Genomic DNA, 18,996 nt, shown 5'->3' with positions numbered 1-18,996 from the left:
CGGCACATGAGACACTTCCGGGAACGCTGACTCGAACGTGGAGATGAGTGGGCCATCATGACGGAGCAGACCAACGACCGTTCCGGAAGCGGCGACATAGCGCCCGGCGGTGCCGCCGAGCCCTCCTCGTCCACCGACTGGAGCTGGACCACCCCCCGTTCCGACGAGCCGCCGGTGGAGATCGACACCACCAGGCCGAGCATCGCCCGGGTCTATGACGCGGCGATCGGCGGCAAGGACCACTACGAGGTGGACGCCAAGGTCATCGAGGAGGGGCGGCGGGTCTCGCCGGCGGCCGTGGACAGCGCCCGGGTCAACCGGGACCTGCTGATCCGGGGCGTGCGCTACCTCGCCGAGCAGGGCATCGACCAGTACCTCGACCTGGGGTCCGGGCTGCCGTCCGCGCAGAACACGCATCAGGTGGCGCAGGCGATCATCCCTCATGCCCGGGTGGTCTATGTCGATAACGATCCGATCGTTCTCTCCCACGGCCGGGCGTTGTTGGCCAAGAACAACAACACCCGGGTGCTGACCGCCAACATCCTCGATGCCGACGAGATCCTGAACAGCCCGGAGGTCGAGGGCTTTCTGGACTTCTCGCGGCCCGTCGGGCTGCTGATGATGGCGGTGGTCCACCACCTGCTGGACGAGGAGGACCCCGTCGGGGTCGTCGAGCGGTACAAGTCGCAGCTGGTGTCGGGCAGTTACCTGTTCCTCACGCACTTCTGCAACACCTTCCCCGAGGCGAAGGCGATGGAGGACGTGCTGGTCAAGTCGCTGGGCCGGGGGCAGTTGCGCAGCCGGGAGGCGATCACGGGTCTCTTCGACGGGATGGAGATCCTGGAGCCCGGGGTCGTGCCGCTGCCGCTGTGGCGGCCGGACGAGCCGGTCGCCGAACCGCTCGACCACAGCGGTCTGATGATGGTCGGCGGGATGGCGGTCAAGCGCTGAACCCCTGACGTTCGGGCCGGTGGCCCCGCTCCCGATCGACCTCGGGAGCGGAGCCACCGCTCGTTCCGCCCCCGGCAGGGCTCCCGGCCGGGACTCCCGGGCGGGGCTCCCGGCCGGGGAGCGGCTCAGCCGGCGTGCACGGCGATGGCCGACTTGGCCGGCAGCTCGACCGTCAACTGTCCGCCGGAGACGGTCGCCTGGAGGCCGCCCTCGCTGAGGAGGTCGTCGTAGCTGCCGTCGGGGAGCTGGGTGGCGAACTGGACGCTCGCCGCCTCGGTCGCGTTGTTGATGGCGACGAAGCCGCTGCCCCGGTCGAAGCCGATGACGTTGCCGCGCGGCGACTGGATCTCGCCGACCCCGCCGTCGCCGGCGGTGGCGTTGCGCCAGGCGACCATGCCGGTGATCCGGGGGTCGCGGTTGAGGCAGTACCAGCCGGCGGAGCAGTCGGTGTCGGTGACGAAGCCGCCCTCGCCGGCGGGCGGCGAGTCGTCGCGGTTGGCGTACTCGAAGCCGGCGTAGACCGTGGGCGGCGCCTCGGACCAGGCGAGTTGGAAGACGTTGGCCAGCACGGCGGTGTCCCCGTCGCGGTAGGTGAGGTGGCGTCCGTCCCGCTCGGTGTCGTGGTTGGTGACGAAGGCGACCGCGTTCTCGGCGGGCAGCAGGCCCGGGCCGAAGCCGGTCAACTGGGCGATGTCACCCTGGAACGCGCCCTTGAGCTGGTCGCCCACCGCGAAGTCCAGCACCCGGCCGCTGCCGAAGTACTCGTCGGGCTGCGGGGTCGCGCCCGGGAACACCTCGTGGAAGACGAACGGCGGCGAGCCGTCGGCCGTGCTGTCCAGGGCGCCGACGATCGCCTCCAGGTCGGCGGCCGGCATGTGCTTGGCGGCGTCCACCCGGAAGCCGGAGACGCCCAGCGCGATCTGGGAGTTGAGGTAGCCGACGATCTCGGCGCGGACCCCGGGGTCGTCGGTGCTCAGGTCGGGCAGGCCCAGCAACTCGCAGTTCTGCACCTCCCAGAGGTTGTTGTAGTCGCTGATCTCGCGGTCGCAGATGTCGACGTTGTAGTCGGCGCGCTCGTACATCGGCGGTTGGTACTTGTCGCTGATCTGGGTGCCCGCGTAGCCGGTGCCGCCGATGGCGGCGGTGTGGTTGATGACCGCGTCCGTGTACACCCGCACGCCGGCGGCGTTGCAGGCCGAGGTCATGGCGGCGAACTCGCTCTCGCTGCCGAGTCGGCCGCTCAACTGGTAGCTGAACGGCTGGTACAGGTCCCACCAGGCGCCGCTCGGCTCGGCCAGCGACTCGTGGGGCGGGGCGACCCAGACCGCCGCGTAGCCGGCGGGGCCGAGCACGTCGGTGCACTCGGCAGCGACGGAACTCCAGTTCCACGACCAGAGGTTGGCGATCACGTCGTCGCCCGAGGCGAACGGCGCCACCTCGGCGGCGGCGGGCTCGGCGACGCCCGTCGCGGTCTCGGCGGCGGCGCCCGTGGCGGGCGCCCCCTCGGCCGGCGCGGCCTGGCCGGTGGCCGGCAGCAGGGCCGCCACCAGGGCGGCGGCCGGCAGGCCGAGCAGGGCGGCGCGGCGCGTGGCCGTTCGGCGAACCGCCTTCCGGCGAACGGCCGTTCGGCGTGAAGGTGTCGGCTCGGGTGGGGTCGGTCCTGGGGACGTGGGGTGTGGGGGTGTCCTGCGCACTACGGCTCCTTCGACGGCTCCGGAAGGCCACACGCGCCAGCGGCCGCTCCTGCAAGACGATGCAGAAACTTGCGGCATCGTATGAGCCCTGGCCGACGCTGTAAACACTCCGCGCACGGGCCCGAGGAGCCCGGAGGAGGCGCGGCGCGGCGGGACGGTGCCGCAAGTTCTTGCAGCGGGGCCGCCGTTCGGCCCGTCGGGGCAGGCCGGCCGCCGTCATGGACCGTCAGGGCGGCTTGGCCATCAGGGCATGGCCATCAGGGCAGCTTGGCCATCAGCTCGGGCGCCGCCTCGGGCAGCGCCTCCTCGCAGCTGCTCCCCCCGACGTTCTCCACCCGGACGCGCGCCGAGACGGAGGCCCCCTCGGCTATGTCGTAGAGCACCGCGCACGACGCCAGGCTCGTACCGGCGACCTCCTGCGCGGCGAACCCCTCCGCCCCGTCGGGACGCGGCTCGTATCCCAGCTCGGCCGCCAACTCCTCGGCCCCCACGGACCAGACATGGATCGCGATCTCACCCGGATAGGCACCGGTGGAGGAGACGATCCCGGTGAGGAACAGGCAGCCGTCCACGATCCGTTCGTCCTGCGCCTCGGGGAGCCGCACCCCTCTCTCCAGGCTCATCTCCTCCCGCTCCCCCTCGGAGAAGTACCGGCAGGCGTCCGGGTCGTCCGCCTCGAACCCGGGCACCGGAGTCCGCTGGAGGTGGGCCCACAGCGCCGTACCCAGCACCGCCGCCGCCACCAGCAGCACGGAACCCGCCTGCCACCACCGGCCGTTGACCGGGCGCACCTCCCCATGGCCCGCCTCGCGCACGCCGTCGGCTATCGCGTCGGCCAGCCGCCGCGCGTCCGCCGTGTATCCCGTGACCAGCAGATCGTCGCCCGATCTCGGGCGGATGCGCAGATGGGTGCCGTACCCCAGCCAGTCCGGGCCGCGCCCGCGCACATCGCTGACCCGGTCGACGTCCGCCCAGCGCAGCCGCCGGCTCTCGCCGGCGGCCCGGTGCACCAGCCCGTCCTCCCGCAGCGCGAACGACTCCTCGTCGCGCGTCAACGCCTGCCACAGACGGACCCCGCCGAGCAGCAGCGCGGCGAGCCCCAGCCCCAGGAGCGCCCCGGGCAGGAGCGTGGGCCCGAACCCCTCGCGCGGCTGGTCCGTCCCGCCGAGCAGCACCGGAATCCCGACCGCGACCGCCGCCGCCCCGAGCCCCAGCGCCACCCAGCCGACAACGACCCGCGCCGCGTTGTTCGTTCGGTACTCCTCGGGAGCGCCCCCGCGCCCTTGTCCCGCCATGGCCCAACTCCCCCGCCATCGACCGACCGTCGGAGACCGATCATCGTCCGTCACCGACCATGCGCCTGCGACCCTAGCGTGGACCACTGACAGTGACCATGCATCGACGGGAACGCGATGCCGCAACGCGATGCCGCAACGGGGGGACGGGCCGCCCGTGCCCCGACCCTTCGCCTGTTGTAACTTAGGCAAGCCTCACCTAAGTGTCTCAGGGATCGGAAAGTACCGTGCTGCGCTCGACCCGTGTCGTTCCCCTCTGTCTCGCCCTCGGGCTCGCGCTCACCGCCTGCGGCGGCGGTGGCGACGATGACGCCGCCGAGCCGACCGGGTCGCAGACCGCGGCGCCCTCGGCCGACTCCGAGGCGCCGCCCAACCTCCCCGACGGCTGGCACTATGTCGCCGGCGACGACATCCCCGCCGAGACGGCCACCCCCGAACTTCCCGTCACCGTGGTCGACGGCACCGACACCGAGGTCACCGTCGACGACGCCAGCCGCGTCATCGTCGGCGGCGACGATGTCGCGGCCATCCTCGGCGGCCTCGGCCTCGCCGACCTCGTGTACGCCGCGCCGGAGAACAGCGCCTCCACGGTCGCCCTGGAGGCGCCCCAGCAGTTCGCGTTCTCCCAGGAGACGGGCACCGAGGGCCTGCTCTCCGTGGACGGCACCCTCTTCATCGGCAACAACCCGGCCCGCCACGGCGATGTCGCCGCGCAGTTCAGGGACGCGGGCGTGGATGCCGTGGTGCTCGACGACCAGCAGTCCACGGCCGACAAGATCCGCGACATCGCCGGCTACCTCGGCGTGGACGAGGCGGGCGAACGGCTCGCCGGGACCGTCGAGGAGCAGCTCGCCGAGGCGAGCGAGACCGCCGAGGGCATCGGCGGCGCCGACGAACTCCGCGTGCTCCAGGTGACCTCGAGCGGCGCCGGCGGCGCGAACGCCGTCGTCGGCACGGGCACGGCCGGCGCCGACATCGTCCAGGCACTCGGCGCCACCAGCGTCGGCGTCGAGGCCGGACTGCGTGGCTACTCCGTCGAGTTCAGCGACGAGGGGCTGCTCGACGCGCGGCCCGACGTGATCCTCATGGGCACCGCGGACCTTGAGGAGTGGGGCGACCTGGAGGGCTTCGTCCAAGCCTTCCCGACGCTCCTCGACACCCCGGCCGGGCAGGCGGGCAACATCGTGGTGATGCCGAGCGAGCAGATCAAGGTCAGCGGCCCCGCCTCGGGCGCCGGGGCGAAGGCGCTGGCGCTGGCCCTCGCCGAACTCGCGGCATGACCACCGTCGGGGGCGCGGACGCCACGGAGAACGGGACGACGCCGGAACGCGGAACGGGCCCCGCGCACGGGCCCGTTGACCGGCCCGAACCCGTCGACCGGCGCCGGCCCGTTGACGAGCGCCGGCCCGTTGACCAGCGGGCGCCCGCGCCGCGGACGGTGACCGCGCACACGACCGCGCCCGCGCCCGAATCCGCGCACGGCGCCGCCACCGCGGCCGAACGCGGGGGCGTGCGGCGAATGCCCCTGGCCGTGGGGCTGCCCGTCGGCGCCGTCGCGCTGCTCGTGGCCGTCGTCGTCTCGTTCGGCGTCGGCCCGATCGACCTCTCCCCCGGGGTCGTGCTCAGCGTCCTCGCCGAGCGCACCCTCGGAGTCGGCGCCGGCGAGGACCGGTTGAGCACCTCGGTCGTCTGGAACCTGCGCACCCCGCGCGTCCTGTTCGCCGCCCTCACCGGCGCCGCCCTGGCCGTCTCGGGCGCCGCGCTCCAGAGCCTGTTCCGCAACCCGCTCGCCGACCCCGGCATCATCGGCGTCAGCGGCGGCGCTTCAGCCGGCGCCGTCACGGCGATCGTGCTGACGCCGCCGGTCGCCTCGGCCGCCACCGGCTGGCTGGTGCCGGCCTCCGCGTTCCTCGGCGGCCTGCTCGCCACGGCCGTCATCTATCTGCTGGCGCGCCCCGGCCGGTCGGCCGGGACGTCCCGGCTGCTGCTCGTCGGCATCGCCATCGGCTCCGGATTCGCCGCGCTCACCGGCTTCTTCACCTTCGTCGCCGACGACGAGGAGCTGGAGACCATCGTCTTCTGGCAGTTGGGGTCGTTCGCCCGCATCGACTGGCTGCGGCTCGGGCTCGTCGCCGCCCCCATCCTGGCGGGGATCGCCGTGGTGCTGGTGCTGCACCGCCGGCTGGACATGCTCACGCTCGGCGAGCGGCAGGCGCAGCACCTGGGCCTCAACGTCCGCGCGGCGCGCGGCACCATCGTCGCGGTGACCGCCCTGCTGACCGGCGCCTGCGTCAGCTTCGCCGGCACCATCGGCTTCGTCGGGCTGGTCGTTCCGCACATCGTGCGGCTCGCCTTCGGCCCGGCGCACCGGGCCGTGCTGCCGCTCTCCGCGCTGCTCGGCGGCCTGTTGCTGGTGGTGGCCGACACGGCGGCCCGCACCGTGGCGCCGCCCGCCGAGGTGCCGATCGGCGTCTTCACCGCCGCGCTGGGCGCCCCGTTCTTCCTCTGGCTCGTGCTGCGTTCGCGGGAGGTGCGGATATGAGGTCACGCCCGGAGGACCGCACCGAACCCGCCCGCACCGAACCCGCCCGGACCGAACCCGCCGGGAACGCACTCGCCGGGAACGAGGGCACCTGGGTCGTCGCCGAGGGCGTCGGCTTCACCGTCAACGGCGCGACCCTGCTGCGCGACGTCGACCTCGCGCTGGGCCCCGGCTGCGTCGTCGCGCTCGTCGGGCCGAACGGCGCCGGCAAGTCCACGCTGCTGGGCCTCGTCGCCGGCGACCACGCCCCGACCGCCGGCCGGCTGCTGGTCGGTGGCCTGCCGCCCACGGCGTGGCGGGCGAACGCGCTGGCCAGGAACCGTTCCGTGATGGCCCAACAGCACACCGCCGCCTTCGCGTTCAGCGTCCGCGAACTCGTCGCCATGGGCCGCATCCCGCACCCGCCGTCGCCGGACGACCCCGGGATCGTGGAACGGGCCCTCGCCGACGCCGACATGGCCCGGCTCGCGGAACGCGACACCACCACGCTCTCCGGCGGCGAACTGGCGCGTACCGCGTTCGCCCGCACCCTCGCGCAGACCACCCCGCTGGTGCTGCTCGACGAGCCGACGGCCGCGCTCGACCTGCGCCACCAGGAGGCCGTGATGCGCATCGCGACCGGGCTGGCGGCCGAGGGGGCGTGCGTGGTCGTCGTGTTGCACGACCTCAACCTGGCGGCGCGGTACGCCGACCGCGTCGCCATGTTCGCCCAGGGGCGGCTGGTCGCCGACGGAACGCCCGACGAGGTGCTCACCGAGGAGCGCATCGCCGAGGTGTACGGGCAGACCGTCCGCGTCCTGCGGCATCCCGTGTCCGACCAGCCCCTGGTCGTGCCGGTCTGAGGACCGCACGGGTCGGGGCCCGTTCCGAGCCAATGGATCATGCAACGGATCACGCAACTGACCGACACCGACTGGCAGCCGCTCCCCCGACCGGCCGGGCCGCCGCGCCCGGTGGTCGTCACCCGGGTCGCCGATCCCGAGCCGGCCCGGCTCGACGGCGACGCCATCGCGCGCCGGGTCGCGCGCGCCGGAGGGCCCGAGGTGGTGCGGCGCACCGCCGCGACGGCCGAAGTTCGGTTCTGGCACCACGCGCCGGAGGCGACGGCCGTCGCCCTCGCGGCGAGCGGCTGGTGGCGGCCGCAGGCGCCGGACCGCTGCGACCTGACGCGGGTCGGGGCGACGGGGTGGTGGACCGGGACGTTCCGGGTGCCGGCCGACTGGCAGGCCACCTACCGCTTCGTCGAACACCGGGGGGCGGCGCCCCCACCCTGGTGGGAGCGCGGGCTGCGCGACCCGGGCGCCCCCACCGTCGCCGACCGGCACAACCCGGCGCGGCACGCGGCGGCGCGGGGCGAGGACTGCGCGGTGGTCCGGGTGCCGGGGGTCGCGCGCCGGCCCTGGCTCGCCGCGTTCGCCACCGAGGGCGCGCCGGCGCGCGAGTTGCGCACGAGGGCGCGCGAGCCGCGTGTGCGCTGGTGGGCGGCGGAGAGCGACGAGCCACTGCCGCTGCTCGTCGTCCTCGACGGCGAGGCCCACACCGAACGCCTGGCCACCCACCGGGTACTCGCCGGCGCGGTCGCCGCCGGCCAACTCCCGCCGCTGGCCGCCGTCTTCGTCGACTCGGGGCCGAGGCGACCCGAGGTGCTCGGGGTGCCGGGCGGGCGGGCGCGGTGGATCGGCGAACGGCTGGTGCCCCGGCTGCGACGCGACGGGCTGGACGGCCGGCGGCTCGCCGCCGACCCGGCCCGCACGGTCGTGACCGGGTCGAGCTTCGGCGGCCTGACCGCACTGTTCACGGTGGCCCGAACGCCCGAGGTCGTCGGGGCGGCGCTGGCGCAGTCCACCTCCCTGTGGCGCTACCCCGAACGCGCCCTGCTCGCGCCCCTGGTCGCCGCCGACCGGAAGCACCCGCTGCGCCTGCGCCTCCAGTCGGGGCGCTACGAGGGCGCACTCCCCGAACTGGCCGACGACCTCGCCGTCCGCCTCCGCGAACGCGGCGTCGACACCACGGCCACGGTGGTCAGCGGCGGCCACGACTGGGCCTGGTGGGTCCCCCTCGCGGTCGAGGGCGCGGCGGAGCTGCTGAACGACTGAGCCGCCGAACGGTCCGGCCGCCCGTCCGCCGCTCCGTCCTACGGCCCCGGGGGCGAGGGGCGGTCGCGCCGGCGGGCGGCGCCGTAGGCGCGGTGCCAGGTGCGGAGGTGGCGGCGGCCGCCGAGGCCGGCTCCGTTGAGTTCGATGAGGCTGGCCAGTCGCGCCCCGTTCAACCAGGGGGCCAGCAGATCGCGGTGCACCAGCACGATGTCGTTGGCCACGGCGAACTCCATGGCCTGCGGGGTGAAGCGGGTGTTGGTGACGCACAGGGCGACGTCGGCGGAGAAGTGGGTCCGGGTGCCGAGGAGATCGCGGATCGTCGACGGGGTGACGGGCCGTCGGGGCGCGAGGCGCTTGCACTGGACAACCAAGGTCCGCCCGTCGGGCAGCCGCCCGGCGATGTCCCGACCCTGGTCCCCGGCGCCGCCGACGCGACGCACCTCGGTGCAGCCGTCCTCGCGGAGCCGGGCGGCTACCAACTCCTCGAACGCCGTCCCCGGCAGCGCGTCCACCCCGGCCAGCGAACGGTGGTTGGCGAGAACGGCGTCCTCGCGCCGCCACTCCTCGTCCAGCGCCCGCTCGCGCCGGTGCACGCGCCGGCCCCACCACAGGAGCGCGACCAGGCCGACCAGGAGAACGAGCGCGACGACGGCGAGCCAGCCCCACGCCAGCGTCAACCCGGCCACCGCCACGGCCCCGACGGTCGCGAGGAACGCCCGCGCCCGCCGAAGTCGCCTGACCCTGCGGGTGCGTCGCCTCGCCACGTTGCCACTCCCGGTGATCGCGCCGTCGCTCCCCACAGGTTGGCGGCCGAGTGCGTTCCCGTAAAGGGCGCCTCGGCGTCAACGCCCCGCGCCAGGGCCCTGGCCCCCATCCGCCCGCGCCGCGCGCACGCGAAAGGCCCCGGACCAAGAGCGGTCCGGGGCCTGTCCTGCGTCTGTGCCCCAGGCAGGATTCGAACCTGCGACACCCGCTTTAGGAGAGCGGTGCTCTATCCCCTGAGCTACTGAGGCAACCGAGGCGCGCCGAGGCGTCGCCGCCCCGTCGTGCGTCGGTCAGTCTAGCCGGTCGGTTCGGTGGGGCGGGCCAGGAGGAGGGTGAAGCGGTTCTGGGGATCGGTCCACCAGTGGGTCGGGGTCAGCGAGGCGCGGTTGAGGTCGGCGGCCAGGCGGGGGCGGCGGAACTTGGTGGACAGCTCGGTGCGCAGCGACTCCCCCTGCGCGAAGGTCACCTTGAGGTCGAGCACCGGGAGCTTGACGGTGTGCCCGTACCGCGCCCGCAGGTACATCTCGACGCGTTCGGCGCCTTCGTTCCAGACGGCGTGGTGGTCGAAGGCGCCGGGTTCGAAGTCGGCGTCGAGTTCGCGGTTGAGGACCCGCAGCAGGTTCTTGTTGAACTCGGCGGTCACGCCCTGCGCGTCGTCGTAGGCGCGGACCAGCGTCGTGGGCGACTTGACGAGGTCGGCGCCGATGAGGACCGCGTCGGTGGGGGTGAGCGCCGCGCTGAGGCGGCCGAGGAACGCGGCGCGCTGGGCCGGGTCGAAGTTGCCGATGGTGGAGCCGAGGAACGCGACCAGCCGGGGCCCCGGGCCCTCGGGCAGCGGCAGCTGGTCGTCGAAGTCGGCGACGGTCGCGGTCACTTCGAGGTCAGGGTAGGCGGCCATCAGCGACTCGGCGGCCGAGGTGAGGGCGTCGCGGGAGACGTCGATCGGCGCGTAGTGGCGCAGCGTTCCGCCGGCGATCAGGGCGTCCAGCAGCGTGCGGGTCTTCTCCGAGGAGCCGGAGCCCAGCTCGATCAGGGTGCGGGCCCGGGTGTGCCGGGCTATGTCCGGGGCGTGGGCGCGCAGGATCTGGCGTTCGGCGCGGGTGAGGTAGTACTCGGGGAGCCGGGTGATCCGGGTGAAGAGTTCGCTGCCTCTGGCGTCGTAGAACCACTTGGGCGGCAGGGACTTGGGCCGCGCGGTGAGGCCGGCGCGCACGTCCTCGTGGAGCGTGCGGGCGAAGTGGTCCTCGGGCAGGGTGTCGTGGACGGTGAGGCTGGTGGTCATGGCGCGGTTCCTCTCAGGGGGCCGGCTGCGGGGGCGGGCCGGTGGCGTGGGGCGGCAGGGGCTCGACGGTCGCCGAGGTGCGGCTGGCGCGGAGCAGCGAGTGGTCGGGCACCTCGCGCCAGCCGGGCTGCCCGGGGACGGGTTCGGAGGCGACGACCAGCCCGGCGTCGGCCGAACCCGCGTCGGGCTGGCCCTGGCCGGCTGGGCCCGCGTCGCCGGCCGGCGCCTCGGCGGGCGACGCGTCGTCGGGCGTCCGGTACCAGAGGCTGTCGCCGTGCCGGGTGGCGGTGACGGTGTGGCCGTCGGTGAGCAGCAGGTTGAGGCGGGCGGCGGGGCGAACGGCCGCGATGCGGGAGACCAGTTCCGCGAGCGCCGCGCCGGCCGGCTCGCCGGCGACCAGGCGGCGGGCGAGCAGCAGCCAGACCAGCGCGGCGTCGCAGCGGCCCTCGATGCCGAGGAGTTCGGCGGGGGTCGGCACCTCGCCGAGGTCGGCGGGCAGTTGCTCCCACCGGTCGATCCGCCCGTTGAGGCTGAACAGCCAACGCCCCAGCGCGAAGGGCGCGCTGGCCGACTCGTCGAGCCCGCAGCCCGGCGTCGCCGAGCGGACGGCGGCCAGCACGGCGCCGCTGTGCAGCAGGCCGGCGAGCCCCGGCAGGTTGGCGTCGGCCCAGACGGGGACCGCGCGGCGGTAGCGCACCGGGCCGGCCCCGTCGCCCGGCGGGTACCAGCCGATGCCGAAGCCGTCGGCATTGACGGTGCCACCCGCCTGGTGACGGGGCGCCCACGCCTGCTCGTAGAGGCTGTGCGGCGGGGTGGTGAGCAGCTCGGCGAGGGACCTGGGCGGCCCCAGATAGGCGAGGTGGCGGCACATCAGCGGGCTTTCGTGGACCGGCGGGCGTCCCCGGCGGGTTCGGCGCCGGGGACGGCGTCCCGGCAGGTGCGGAAGCCGGCGAAGATCTGGCGGCGGACGGGCAGGTCCCAGTTGCGGAACGTGCCCCGGCAGGCGACCGGGTCGGTGCCGAACGAGCCGCCGCGCAGCACCCGGTAGCCGGCGCCGAAGAAGACCTCGCTGTACTCGCGGTAGGGATGCGCCGCGAACCCCGGGTAGCCGGTGAACTCGGTGTCCGTCCACTCCCAGACGTCACCCAGGAGTTGACGGGCGCCGCAGGGCGCGGCGCCGTCCGGGTAGGCGCCGACGGGGGCGGGGCGGAGGTGGCGCTGGCCGAGGTTGGCGTGGCGCGGCTCGGCGGGCGCGTCGCCCCACGGGTGGCGCAGGGAACGGCCGGTGGCCGGGTCGTGGCGGGCGGCCTTCTCCCACTCGGCCTCGGTGGGCAGCCGGCGGCCGGCCCAGCGGGCGTAGGCGTCGGCCTCGTACCAGGTGACATGGAGCACGGGTTCGTCGGGCGGCACGGGTTCGACGCGGCCGAAGCGGTGGCGCAGCCAGCGGCCGTCCAGGTCGCGGTACCAGAACGCGGGCGCGGTGAGGTTGGCCTGGCGGCGGTGGAGCCAGCCGTCGGGGTGCCACCAGCGCGGCTCGTGGTAGCCGCCGGCGGCGATGAACTCCTGGTAGGCGGCGTTGCTGACGGGCGTGGTGTCCAGCCAGAACGCGGGGATCTCGACCCGGTGGGCGGGGCGTTCGTTGTCCAGCGCCCAGGGGTCGTCGGCCGGGTCGGTGCCCAGGGTGAACGGGCCGGCGGGCACGAGGACCTCGGCGGGGAGCGCCTCCCCGTGGGGCGCGCGCGGGGGTGAGGGGGCGTGCAACACGGGGCTTCCACGGCGCAGTTGGTGGGTGGCCAGCATGGTCTCGTCGTGCTGCTGCTCGTGCTGGGCGATCATCGCGAAGAGGAACGCCTGCTCGGGGCCCGCCTCGGCGAGCACGTCGAGGGCCGCCGCGCGGACCTCGGCGGCGTACCGCCTGGCCTCGGCGGGCGACAGCAGCGGCAGCGCCGGCCGGTCGCGGCGCGCGTGGCGGAACGCGTCGTAGCAGGGGTCGAGGTCGGCGCGCAGCGGGGCGCGTGCGCCGGCGCGGCGCAGCAGCCAGATCTCCTCCTGGTTGGCGATGTGCGCCAGGTCCCAGACCAGCGGGGACATCAACGGGGAGTGCTGCGCGGTGAGTTCGCTCTCCGGCAGGCAGTCGGTGAGGTCGTGGGTGCGCTCGCGCGCGGCGTTCAGCGCCCGGGCCAGCGCGCCGGCGTCCGGAGGGGCGACGGAGCCGGCGGGGGCGGCCGTGCCGGCTGGGCCTGCGGGGCCGGCTGGGTGCTCGGCGGGTGAGGGGGCGACGGGGGTCTCGGTCATTCGCTTGCCTCCTGGGGGGCGAGCCGACGGGATGGGGGCCGTCGTCCCTGGGGTTCGGTCGGGGCCGGCCGGCGGCCGCCCGGGGCCGCGCGGGGGCGGCCTTCGAGCGCGTCGAGTTGGTCGTCGGCCGGGCAGCGCCCGCGCTCGGCGTAGCGGTCGGCGAACGCGGCGACGTCGGCGCGGAGTTCGGCCGCTTCGGGCAGCCGCGCCAGGGCCGAGTCGGCGGCGGCGAGGCAGGCGCGGACGGCGGGGCCGAGTTCGGGGTCGGCCGGGCCATGACGGGCGGCGCGCAGCCAGACGTCGAGCGCCGGCAGCGCGCGCCCCCGGGTGAGCGGCTCGGTGGCGCGCCACGCCTCCTCGGCGGCGCGCGGGTCGTCCAGCAGGACGCTGGCCACGGCCAGCGGCACGGTCCAGCCGTCGCCGGGCTGGGCGTCGATCATCCGCAGTTCGAGCCAGCCACGCGGCCGCACCGGCGGGAAGAGCGTGCCCAGGTGGTAGTCGAGGTCGGCCAGCGCCGGGGCGCGGGCGTCGGCGGTGGGGCCGCGCAGCCAGGAGCGGAAGGAACGGTTGGGCGGCGCCGTCCAGCTCGCCGGCGCGGCGCGGCGCACGCACAGCAGCGAGGCGTCCAGGGCGTAACGGGCCCACGCCGCGCGGGGGTCGGCGTGGCCGGTGGCGTGGCCGTTGCCGGCGTCAGCCGTCTCGCAGGACGCCTCCCCGGGCGCCTCCCAGGACGCCTCCCCGGGGGCCGGCGGGCGGGTGCGGCCCGGGTCGATCCGGGTCCACAGGGCCTGTCGGGTGGAGCGCCAGCCGGTGGGGCGGCCCAGCCAGAGCGGCGAGTTGGCGAAGGCGGCGGTCAGCACCGGACCCAGCCGGTGCGCCAGTGCCCAGCGGGCGCGGTAGCCCCGCGGTCCTTCGGACTCGTCGCCGGCGTCCACGCTGATCTGCACGGAGGCGGTGGCCCGCATGACGAGCCGGCCGCCCGGGCTCTGGCGGTCGAAGTAGCGCTCCATCGCCCGGTAGCGGGGGTGGTCCAGGACCCGGGGCGGGCTGCGGTGCGGGTCGAGGCCGAGGCCGACGGCCGCCAGGCCGGCGTCGGCGAGGGCGGCGCGGACCCGTTCCAGGTCGGCCCGGGTGGCGGCGACGCAGGCGGCGAGGGAGGGCGCCGGCGCGCTGCTGATCTCGACCTGGCCGCCGGGCTCCCTGGTCAGCCGGCCGCCGCCGGGCAGCGGCCCGGCGTCGGTGAGGCGGTCGAGGGCGGCGCGGGTCGCCGCGCCCGGCACCGGGGCGCCGGGGTCGTCGGGGCGCCACACCAGCCACTCCAGCTCGACACCGGTGCGGGCGGGCGGGCCCGGGGCGAAGCAGTGGGCGGCGACATGGGCCTCGGCGTCGCGTTCGCTCAGCGGCGCGGACGACGGCGCGAACGACGGCGCGAACGACGGCGGGGGCGGGGACGGGCGCGCGGGAGGGGGCGTGGGCGCCGGCGCGCGCTCGGCGGCACCGGCCGGGTCGTCCCTCGCGGGGCGAGACGCATCCGAGGCCATCCCGGCCGCCCTCCTTGCGATTCCGTTCTGACCCTTTGATCCTGTTTCGTCGGGCCAGTGGAATCACGGTAGGACGGCCGGGGGCGACCCGCCGGCGCTATACGGCCAGTCGGCGCACGGCCAGCTCCGCGTAGAGCGCGGCGCCCCGCGCCAGCACCGACTCGTCGAACGCGGCCAGCGGCGAGTGGTTGGTGGGCGCGGTCTCGGGGTCGGCGCCCTCGGGGGTGGCGCCCAGGAAGACCATGGCGCCCGGCACCTCGTCGATCACCCGGGAGAAGTCCTCGGCGCCGGTCAGCGGGCTCTCCATGGGCGAGAACCACTCCTCGCCGAACGTCTCCCGCACCGCGTCGGCGGCGAACGCGGTCTCGGCGACGTCGTTGACCGTGACCGGATACTGCTCCACGAACCGCGCGTCGACGCCGAGCCCGTGGGCGGCGGCCACCCCCTCGCAGACCGCGACCAGGCCCTCGGCGAGCCGGGACCTCGCCTCGTGGGAGAAGCTCCGCACGGTGGCGGCGAACCGGGCGTCGTCCGGGATGATGTTGGTGGCCGTGCCGGCGTGGAACCGGCCGACGGTCAGCACCACCGGGTCGAAGACGTCAAAGGCGCGGCTGACCCAGGTCTGGAGCGCCGTGACCATCTCGCAGGCCGCCGGGATCGGGTCCAGCGCGCGGTGCGGCGCCGAGCCGTGGCCGCCGGCGCCGCGCACCGTGACCTCCAGCACGCTGGAGGCGGCCATCGCCGGGCCGCCCCTGGCCGTGAAGACGCCGGCCGGCCAGCTGTGGGAGAGGACGTGCAGGGCGTAGGCGGCGACCGGGCGGTCGCCGGTGGCGTCCAGCAGGCCCTCCGCCAACATGTGGCCGGCGCCGTTGTAACCCTCCTCGCCCGGTTGAAACATCAGCAGTATGTTTCCGGCCAGTTGGTCCCTGTGCGCGGCCAACAGCCGGGCCGCGCCGGCCAACATGGCGGTGTGCAGGTCGTGGCCGCAGGCGTGCATCCGGTCGGCCTCGGCGGCGAACGGCAGGCCGGTGCGCTCGGCGACCGGCAACGCGTCCATGTCGCCGCGCAGCAGCACGGTGGGTCCCGGCCGCGCGCCGCGCAGCACGCCGGTGACCGAGGTCAGACCGGCGCCGGTGGTGACGTCGATGGGCAGACCGTCGAGCGCGGCCAGCACCGCCTCCTGGGTCCTGGGCAGCTGGAGGCCGATCTCGGGGATGGTGTGCAACTGACGGCGGAGCCGAACGAGTTCGTCGCTCATCGCCCTGGCGTCGTCGAGAAGGTTCATCGTGGAGTTCTTCCCAACTCTGGCCGGTTTCAGCGCTCTTCGCGGCCTCGGGATCGGGTTCCGTCAGAGGGGATCGGGCCGGTCACGGCGGTGGCCCCGGACCGGCGGACCGTCCGTGACGGCGGGGGTGATGATGGTGGCGTTCCCCTCCGGCTCGGTCGCAGCCCGCCCGGCGCGGTCGCTGACCCGGATCAGCAGCGCCACCAGCAGCCAGTTGGCGACCGTCGCCGAGCCGCCCTGGGCGAGGAACGGCAGCGCCTTGCCGGTGAACGGGATCAGCCCCGTGACCCCGCCCGTGATCACGAAGACCTGGAGCGCGAGCACCGTGGAGAGCCCGGCGGCCAGCAGCTTGCCGAACGGGTCGGGGGTGACCAGCGCCGCCCTGATCCCGCGCTGGACGAGCAGCGCGTAGAGCATCAGCACCAGCGTCATGCCCGCCAGGCCCAACTCCTCGCCGACCGTGGTCAGGATGAAGTCGCTGCGGCCGGCGAACCGCACCAGCCAGGAGTGCCCCTGCCCCAGACCCGTTCCGGTCAACTCTCCGGCGCCGAAGCTGAACAGGGCCTGCGCCGGCTGGTCCGAGACGATTCCGGCCGGCTGCTGGTCGGGCGGGAGGAACGCCGCCATGGGGTCGAGCCAGGCGCGCACCCGGCCCTGGACGTGCTCCTGGGTCGCGGCGACCGTGACCGTTCCCACCACGGCCAGCAGCGCGCCGAAGACCAGCCAGCCGATGCGGGCGGTGGCGATGTAGAGCATGGCCACGAAGACGCCGAAGAAGATCAACGAGGTGCCCAGGTCACGCTCGTAGAAGAGGACGACGAGGCTGACCGCCCAGACCAGCAGGATCGGGCCGACGTTCCGCCCGCGCGGCAGGGCCACGCCCAGCACCCGGCGGCCCACCAGGGCGAGCGCGTCGCGGTTGGCCATCAGATAGCTGGCGAAGAAGATCACGATCATGACCTTGACGAACTCGCCCGGCTGCACGGAGAAGGAGCCGACCGTGATCCAGCGCTTGGCGCCGTAGGTGTCCTCGCCGAAGAACGCGGGGGCGATCAGCAGCGCCATCGCGACCGCCATGCCGAGGTAGGGGTAGCGCTGGAGCGTGCGGTGGTGGCGCAGCACCACCAACGTCGCGATCAGCAGGGCCACCCCGATCACGGTCCAGCGGACCTGGTCGGGGGCGACGGGCGGCGAGAGCCCCGGGTCGTGGGCGAGGTGGGTGGCGTAGGCGTGGTCGAGCCGGTCCAGCAGGACGAGGCCGAGGCCGGTGAGCAGCACCGTGATCGGCAGCAGCAACGGGTCGGCGTAGCGGGCGAACCGGCGCACCACCAGGTGGGCGGCGAGCGCCAGGGCGCCCAGGCCCAGCGCGTGGGCGGGCAGGCCGGTCGGCAGCCGCTCTTCGAGGGTCAGGCCGACGATGGCGTGCCCGCCGGTGACGATCGCGATCGCGAAGATCACCAGCGCCAGTTCGACGTTGCGGCGGTGCGCGGTCCAGGCGCGCACCCAGGGCGGAACGTGCGGGCCCCGGCTGCCTCGGCCGGCCCGGCCGCCGCGCCGCCGGCCCGCGCCACGGCGGCGGGGCCCCCGCCCCGCGCGCGTGCTGCTGCTGCTGCGATTCATCCCCACCCCATGTGTCGTTCCGCACACGCGGCGACGACCCAGAGGGCCGTCGCGCCGGGCGGAGGCGAACGCCGTTTCGCAACCTACCCAGCGACGTTGGGCGCGTCACCCGGCGGGGGCCCGGCGCATGTCGGCCGAGGACCGGGGGTACCCGGACGCAACTATCGCTCGTCTCTGTTCGTCTTCAGGGTGGGGAGGGGGTGACGGCCCCGGTTTCGGCGCCGGCGCGCGATGGCCCAGGGTGACCGAGCAGGTGCCCGAACGGCGTCGGCGCGCGATGGGGACGTGTGGCCGGGCAGGGTACTCCATCGCCCAGAAAAAGATGCACTGGTTGGGAATTCTGTCCGGATTCCCGTCGTTAGATCGTTACGGGCTTGGGAGGCAAGGGGGCATCCCGGGTCCGGTCCGAGGAGGACCGTGTGTGATCACCTCGATCACCTTTGATCAATCGCAAGGGAGCACGTATGGCAACCCGTGCCGTCGCCCGGCGTCAGGACACCGATGACAGTGTCGCGACGGGCAGTGTCCGGTCCAGCGCGAGCAGCGATGCCACGGAGCGCGACCTGGTCGGAATGTATCTGGACGAGATAGCGCGCACCCCGCTGCTCGACGCGGCGAAGGAGGTCGAGCTGTCCCTCGCCATCGAGGCGGGGCTCTACGCCCGCCGCCTGTTGGAGGGGCTGGAGGAGCCCGCGGAGGGTGGGGCATCGGCCTCCGCCTCGCGGGAGGAGCTGGCGGAGCTGGTCCGCGAGGGCGAGCGCGCCAAGGACAGCTTCATCCGGTCCAACCTCCGCCTGGTCGTGGCCGTCGCCCGGCGCTACCCGCGCAGCGGACTGCCGCTACTCGACCTGATCCAGGAGGGCAACGCCGGCCTGGTCAGGGCGGTGGAGAAGTTCGACTACACCAAGGGCTTCAAGTTCTCAACCTATGCCACCTGGTGGATCAGGCAGGCCATCACCCGGTCGATAGCCGACCAGTCGCGCACCATCCGGCTGCCGGTGCACCTGGTGGAGGAGCTGGGCCGCATCCGCCGCGTCCAGCGCGAGTTCAACCGCGAGCACGGCCGCGAGCCCGAACCGGCCGAGGTGGCCGGCGAGTTGGGCTCCACGCCGGAGCGGGTGCAGGACGTGCTGGACTGGGCGCGCGACCCGGTCAGCCTGAACATGTCGGTGGACGACGAGGGCGAGACGCAGTTCGGCGACCTGCTGGAGGACACCTCGGCGGCCTCGCCCGAGCAGTCGGTGCTGGTGATGATGCGGCGGGAGGGTCTTGAGGACCTGATCAGCCGGCTCGACCAGCGCACGGCCGACATCATCAGGGCGCGCTACGGCATCGAGGACGGGCGCGAGCGCACGCTCACCGAGGTGGGCAAGCAGCACGGCCTGACCAGGGAGCGCATCCGGCAGATCGAGAAGCACGCGCTGCTGGAGCTGAAGCGGATGGCGAACGACTCCGGCTTCGACGCGGCGGCCTGACCCGGCCGCCCGTCGGGCGGGGCGGTCGCCCCAACCATCCCGGGACGGCCCGTCGTTGACGGCCGTCCCCCCTCACCGACTCGACGGCCCCGGTGCCCATGGGCACCGGGGCCGAGCGCTGCCGGAAGCAGGTGTGACGGTCAACACACCGACGC

15 protein-coding genes and 1 tRNA gene are annotated in these 18,996 nt (G+C 74.6%); 6 read left to right on the top strand and 10 right to left on the bottom strand.

Translation table 11 applies throughout. From position 1 onward, the window contains the following. Positions 1-57 precede the first annotated feature (57 nt). Positions 58-951 carry an SAM-dependent methyltransferase gene (locus FH609_RS13810; protein WP_139669287.1) on the top strand — a complete coding sequence of 298 codons (894 nt, stop codon included), beginning with the start codon at positions 58-60 and terminating at the stop codon, positions 949-951. A gap of 125 nt (positions 952-1,076) precedes the next feature. Here FH609_RS13810 and FH609_RS13805 read toward each other — a convergent pair whose 3' ends face one another. Continuing rightward, a complete protein-coding gene (locus tag FH609_RS13805) occupies positions 1,077-2,498 on the bottom strand; it encodes an alpha-amylase (protein ID WP_226961641.1) in 1,422 nt (473 codons plus the stop codon). A gap of 404 nt (positions 2,499-2,902) precedes the next feature. Beyond that, positions 2,903-3,940 carry a hypothetical protein gene (locus FH609_RS13800; protein ID WP_139669283.1) on the bottom strand — a complete coding sequence of 346 codons (1,038 nt, stop codon included), beginning with the start codon at positions 3,938-3,940 and terminating at the stop codon, positions 2,903-2,905. Positions 3,941-4,167: 227 nt separating this feature from the next. Between FH609_RS13800 and FH609_RS13795 the strand changes: the two genes are divergently transcribed. From FH609_RS13795 to FH609_RS13780, 4 genes are read left to right on the top strand one after another with little or no spacing between them, the layout of a single operon-like run. After that, a complete protein-coding gene (locus FH609_RS13795; RefSeq protein WP_226961640.1) occupies positions 4,168-5,220 on the top strand; it encodes an ABC transporter substrate-binding protein in 1,053 nt (350 codons plus the stop codon). Then, complete coding sequence (locus FH609_RS13790) at positions 5,217-6,482, top strand: FecCD family ABC transporter permease (RefSeq protein WP_226961639.1); 1,266 nt, start codon at positions 5,217-5,219, stop codon at positions 6,480-6,482. The genes FH609_RS13795 and FH609_RS13790 overlap by 4 nt, the downstream gene beginning before the upstream one ends. Continuing rightward, the gene (locus tag FH609_RS13785; protein WP_139669281.1) at positions 6,479-7,324 is read left to right on the top strand and encodes a heme ABC transporter ATP-binding protein; all 846 of its coding nucleotides are present in this window, start codon (positions 6,479-6,481) and stop codon (positions 7,322-7,324) included. Before FH609_RS13790 ends, FH609_RS13785 begins: the two co-directional genes overlap by 4 nt. A gap of 39 nt (positions 7,325-7,363) precedes the next feature. After that, complete coding sequence (locus tag FH609_RS13780) at positions 7,364-8,578, top strand: alpha/beta hydrolase-fold protein (RefSeq protein WP_139669279.1); 1,215 nt, start codon at positions 7,364-7,366, stop codon at positions 8,576-8,578. 38 nt (positions 8,579-8,616) lie between these two features. Here the strand turns inward: FH609_RS13780 and FH609_RS13775 are convergent, their stop codons facing one another. From FH609_RS13775 to FH609_RS13740, 8 genes are all read right to left on the bottom strand, one after another. Next, the gene (locus FH609_RS13775; RefSeq protein ID WP_226961638.1) at positions 8,617-9,342 is read right to left on the bottom strand and encodes a restriction endonuclease; all 726 of its coding nucleotides are present in this window, start codon (positions 9,340-9,342) and stop codon (positions 8,617-8,619) included. A 176-nt stretch (positions 9,343-9,518) separates the two neighbouring features. Beyond that, positions 9,519-9,591 (bottom strand) — tRNA-Arg (locus tag FH609_RS13770). A 47-nt stretch (positions 9,592-9,638) separates the two neighbouring features. Continuing rightward, positions 9,639-10,625: an L-histidine N(alpha)-methyltransferase gene (gene egtD, locus FH609_RS13765; RefSeq protein ID WP_139669277.1), complete on the bottom strand. Its 987-nt coding sequence runs from the start codon at positions 10,623-10,625 to the stop codon at positions 9,639-9,641. A 13-nt stretch (positions 10,626-10,638) separates the two neighbouring features. Continuing rightward, positions 10,639-11,496: an ergothioneine biosynthesis protein EgtC gene (egtC, locus tag FH609_RS13760; RefSeq protein WP_139669276.1), complete on the bottom strand. Its 858-nt coding sequence runs from the start codon at positions 11,494-11,496 to the stop codon at positions 10,639-10,641. Then, positions 11,496-12,920: an ergothioneine biosynthesis protein EgtB gene (gene egtB, locus FH609_RS13755; RefSeq protein WP_139669274.1), complete on the bottom strand. Its 1,425-nt coding sequence runs from the start codon at positions 12,918-12,920 to the stop codon at positions 11,496-11,498. The genes egtC and egtB overlap by 1 nt, the downstream gene beginning before the upstream one ends. Further along, positions 12,917-14,461 carry an ergothioneine biosynthesis glutamate--cysteine ligase EgtA gene (gene egtA, locus FH609_RS13750; RefSeq protein WP_139669272.1) on the bottom strand — a complete coding sequence of 515 codons (1,545 nt, stop codon included), beginning with the start codon at positions 14,459-14,461 and terminating at the stop codon, positions 12,917-12,919. The genes egtB and egtA overlap by 4 nt, the downstream gene beginning before the upstream one ends. A gap of 97 nt (positions 14,462-14,558) precedes the next feature. Next, positions 14,559-15,746: a M20 metallopeptidase family protein gene (locus FH609_RS13745; protein ID WP_139669270.1), complete on the bottom strand. Its 1,188-nt coding sequence runs from the start codon at positions 15,744-15,746 to the stop codon at positions 14,559-14,561. 63 nt (positions 15,747-15,809) lie between these two features. Next, positions 15,810-17,366 carry an FtsW/RodA/SpoVE family cell cycle protein gene (locus FH609_RS13740; protein WP_139669269.1) on the bottom strand — a complete coding sequence of 519 codons (1,557 nt, stop codon included), beginning with the start codon at positions 17,364-17,366 and terminating at the stop codon, positions 15,810-15,812. 464 nt (positions 17,367-17,830) lie between these two features. Between FH609_RS13740 and FH609_RS13735 the strand changes: the two genes are divergently transcribed. Further along, positions 17,831-18,841 (top strand): RNA polymerase sigma factor RpoD/SigA, encoded by a 1,011-nt coding sequence (locus FH609_RS13735; protein ID WP_139669266.1) that lies wholly within the window; start codon positions 17,831-17,833, stop codon positions 18,839-18,841. Positions 18,842-18,996 lie beyond the last annotated feature (155 nt).

Source organism: Streptomyces sp. 3MP-14, from assembly GCF_006334905.2.
Taxonomy (GTDB): Bacteria; Actinomycetota; Actinomycetes; order Streptomycetales; family Streptomycetaceae; genus Streptomyces; species Streptomyces triticirhizae.
Note: the sequence above shows the minus strand (reverse complement) of the source record. Positions and strands in the feature narration are given on the sequence as shown.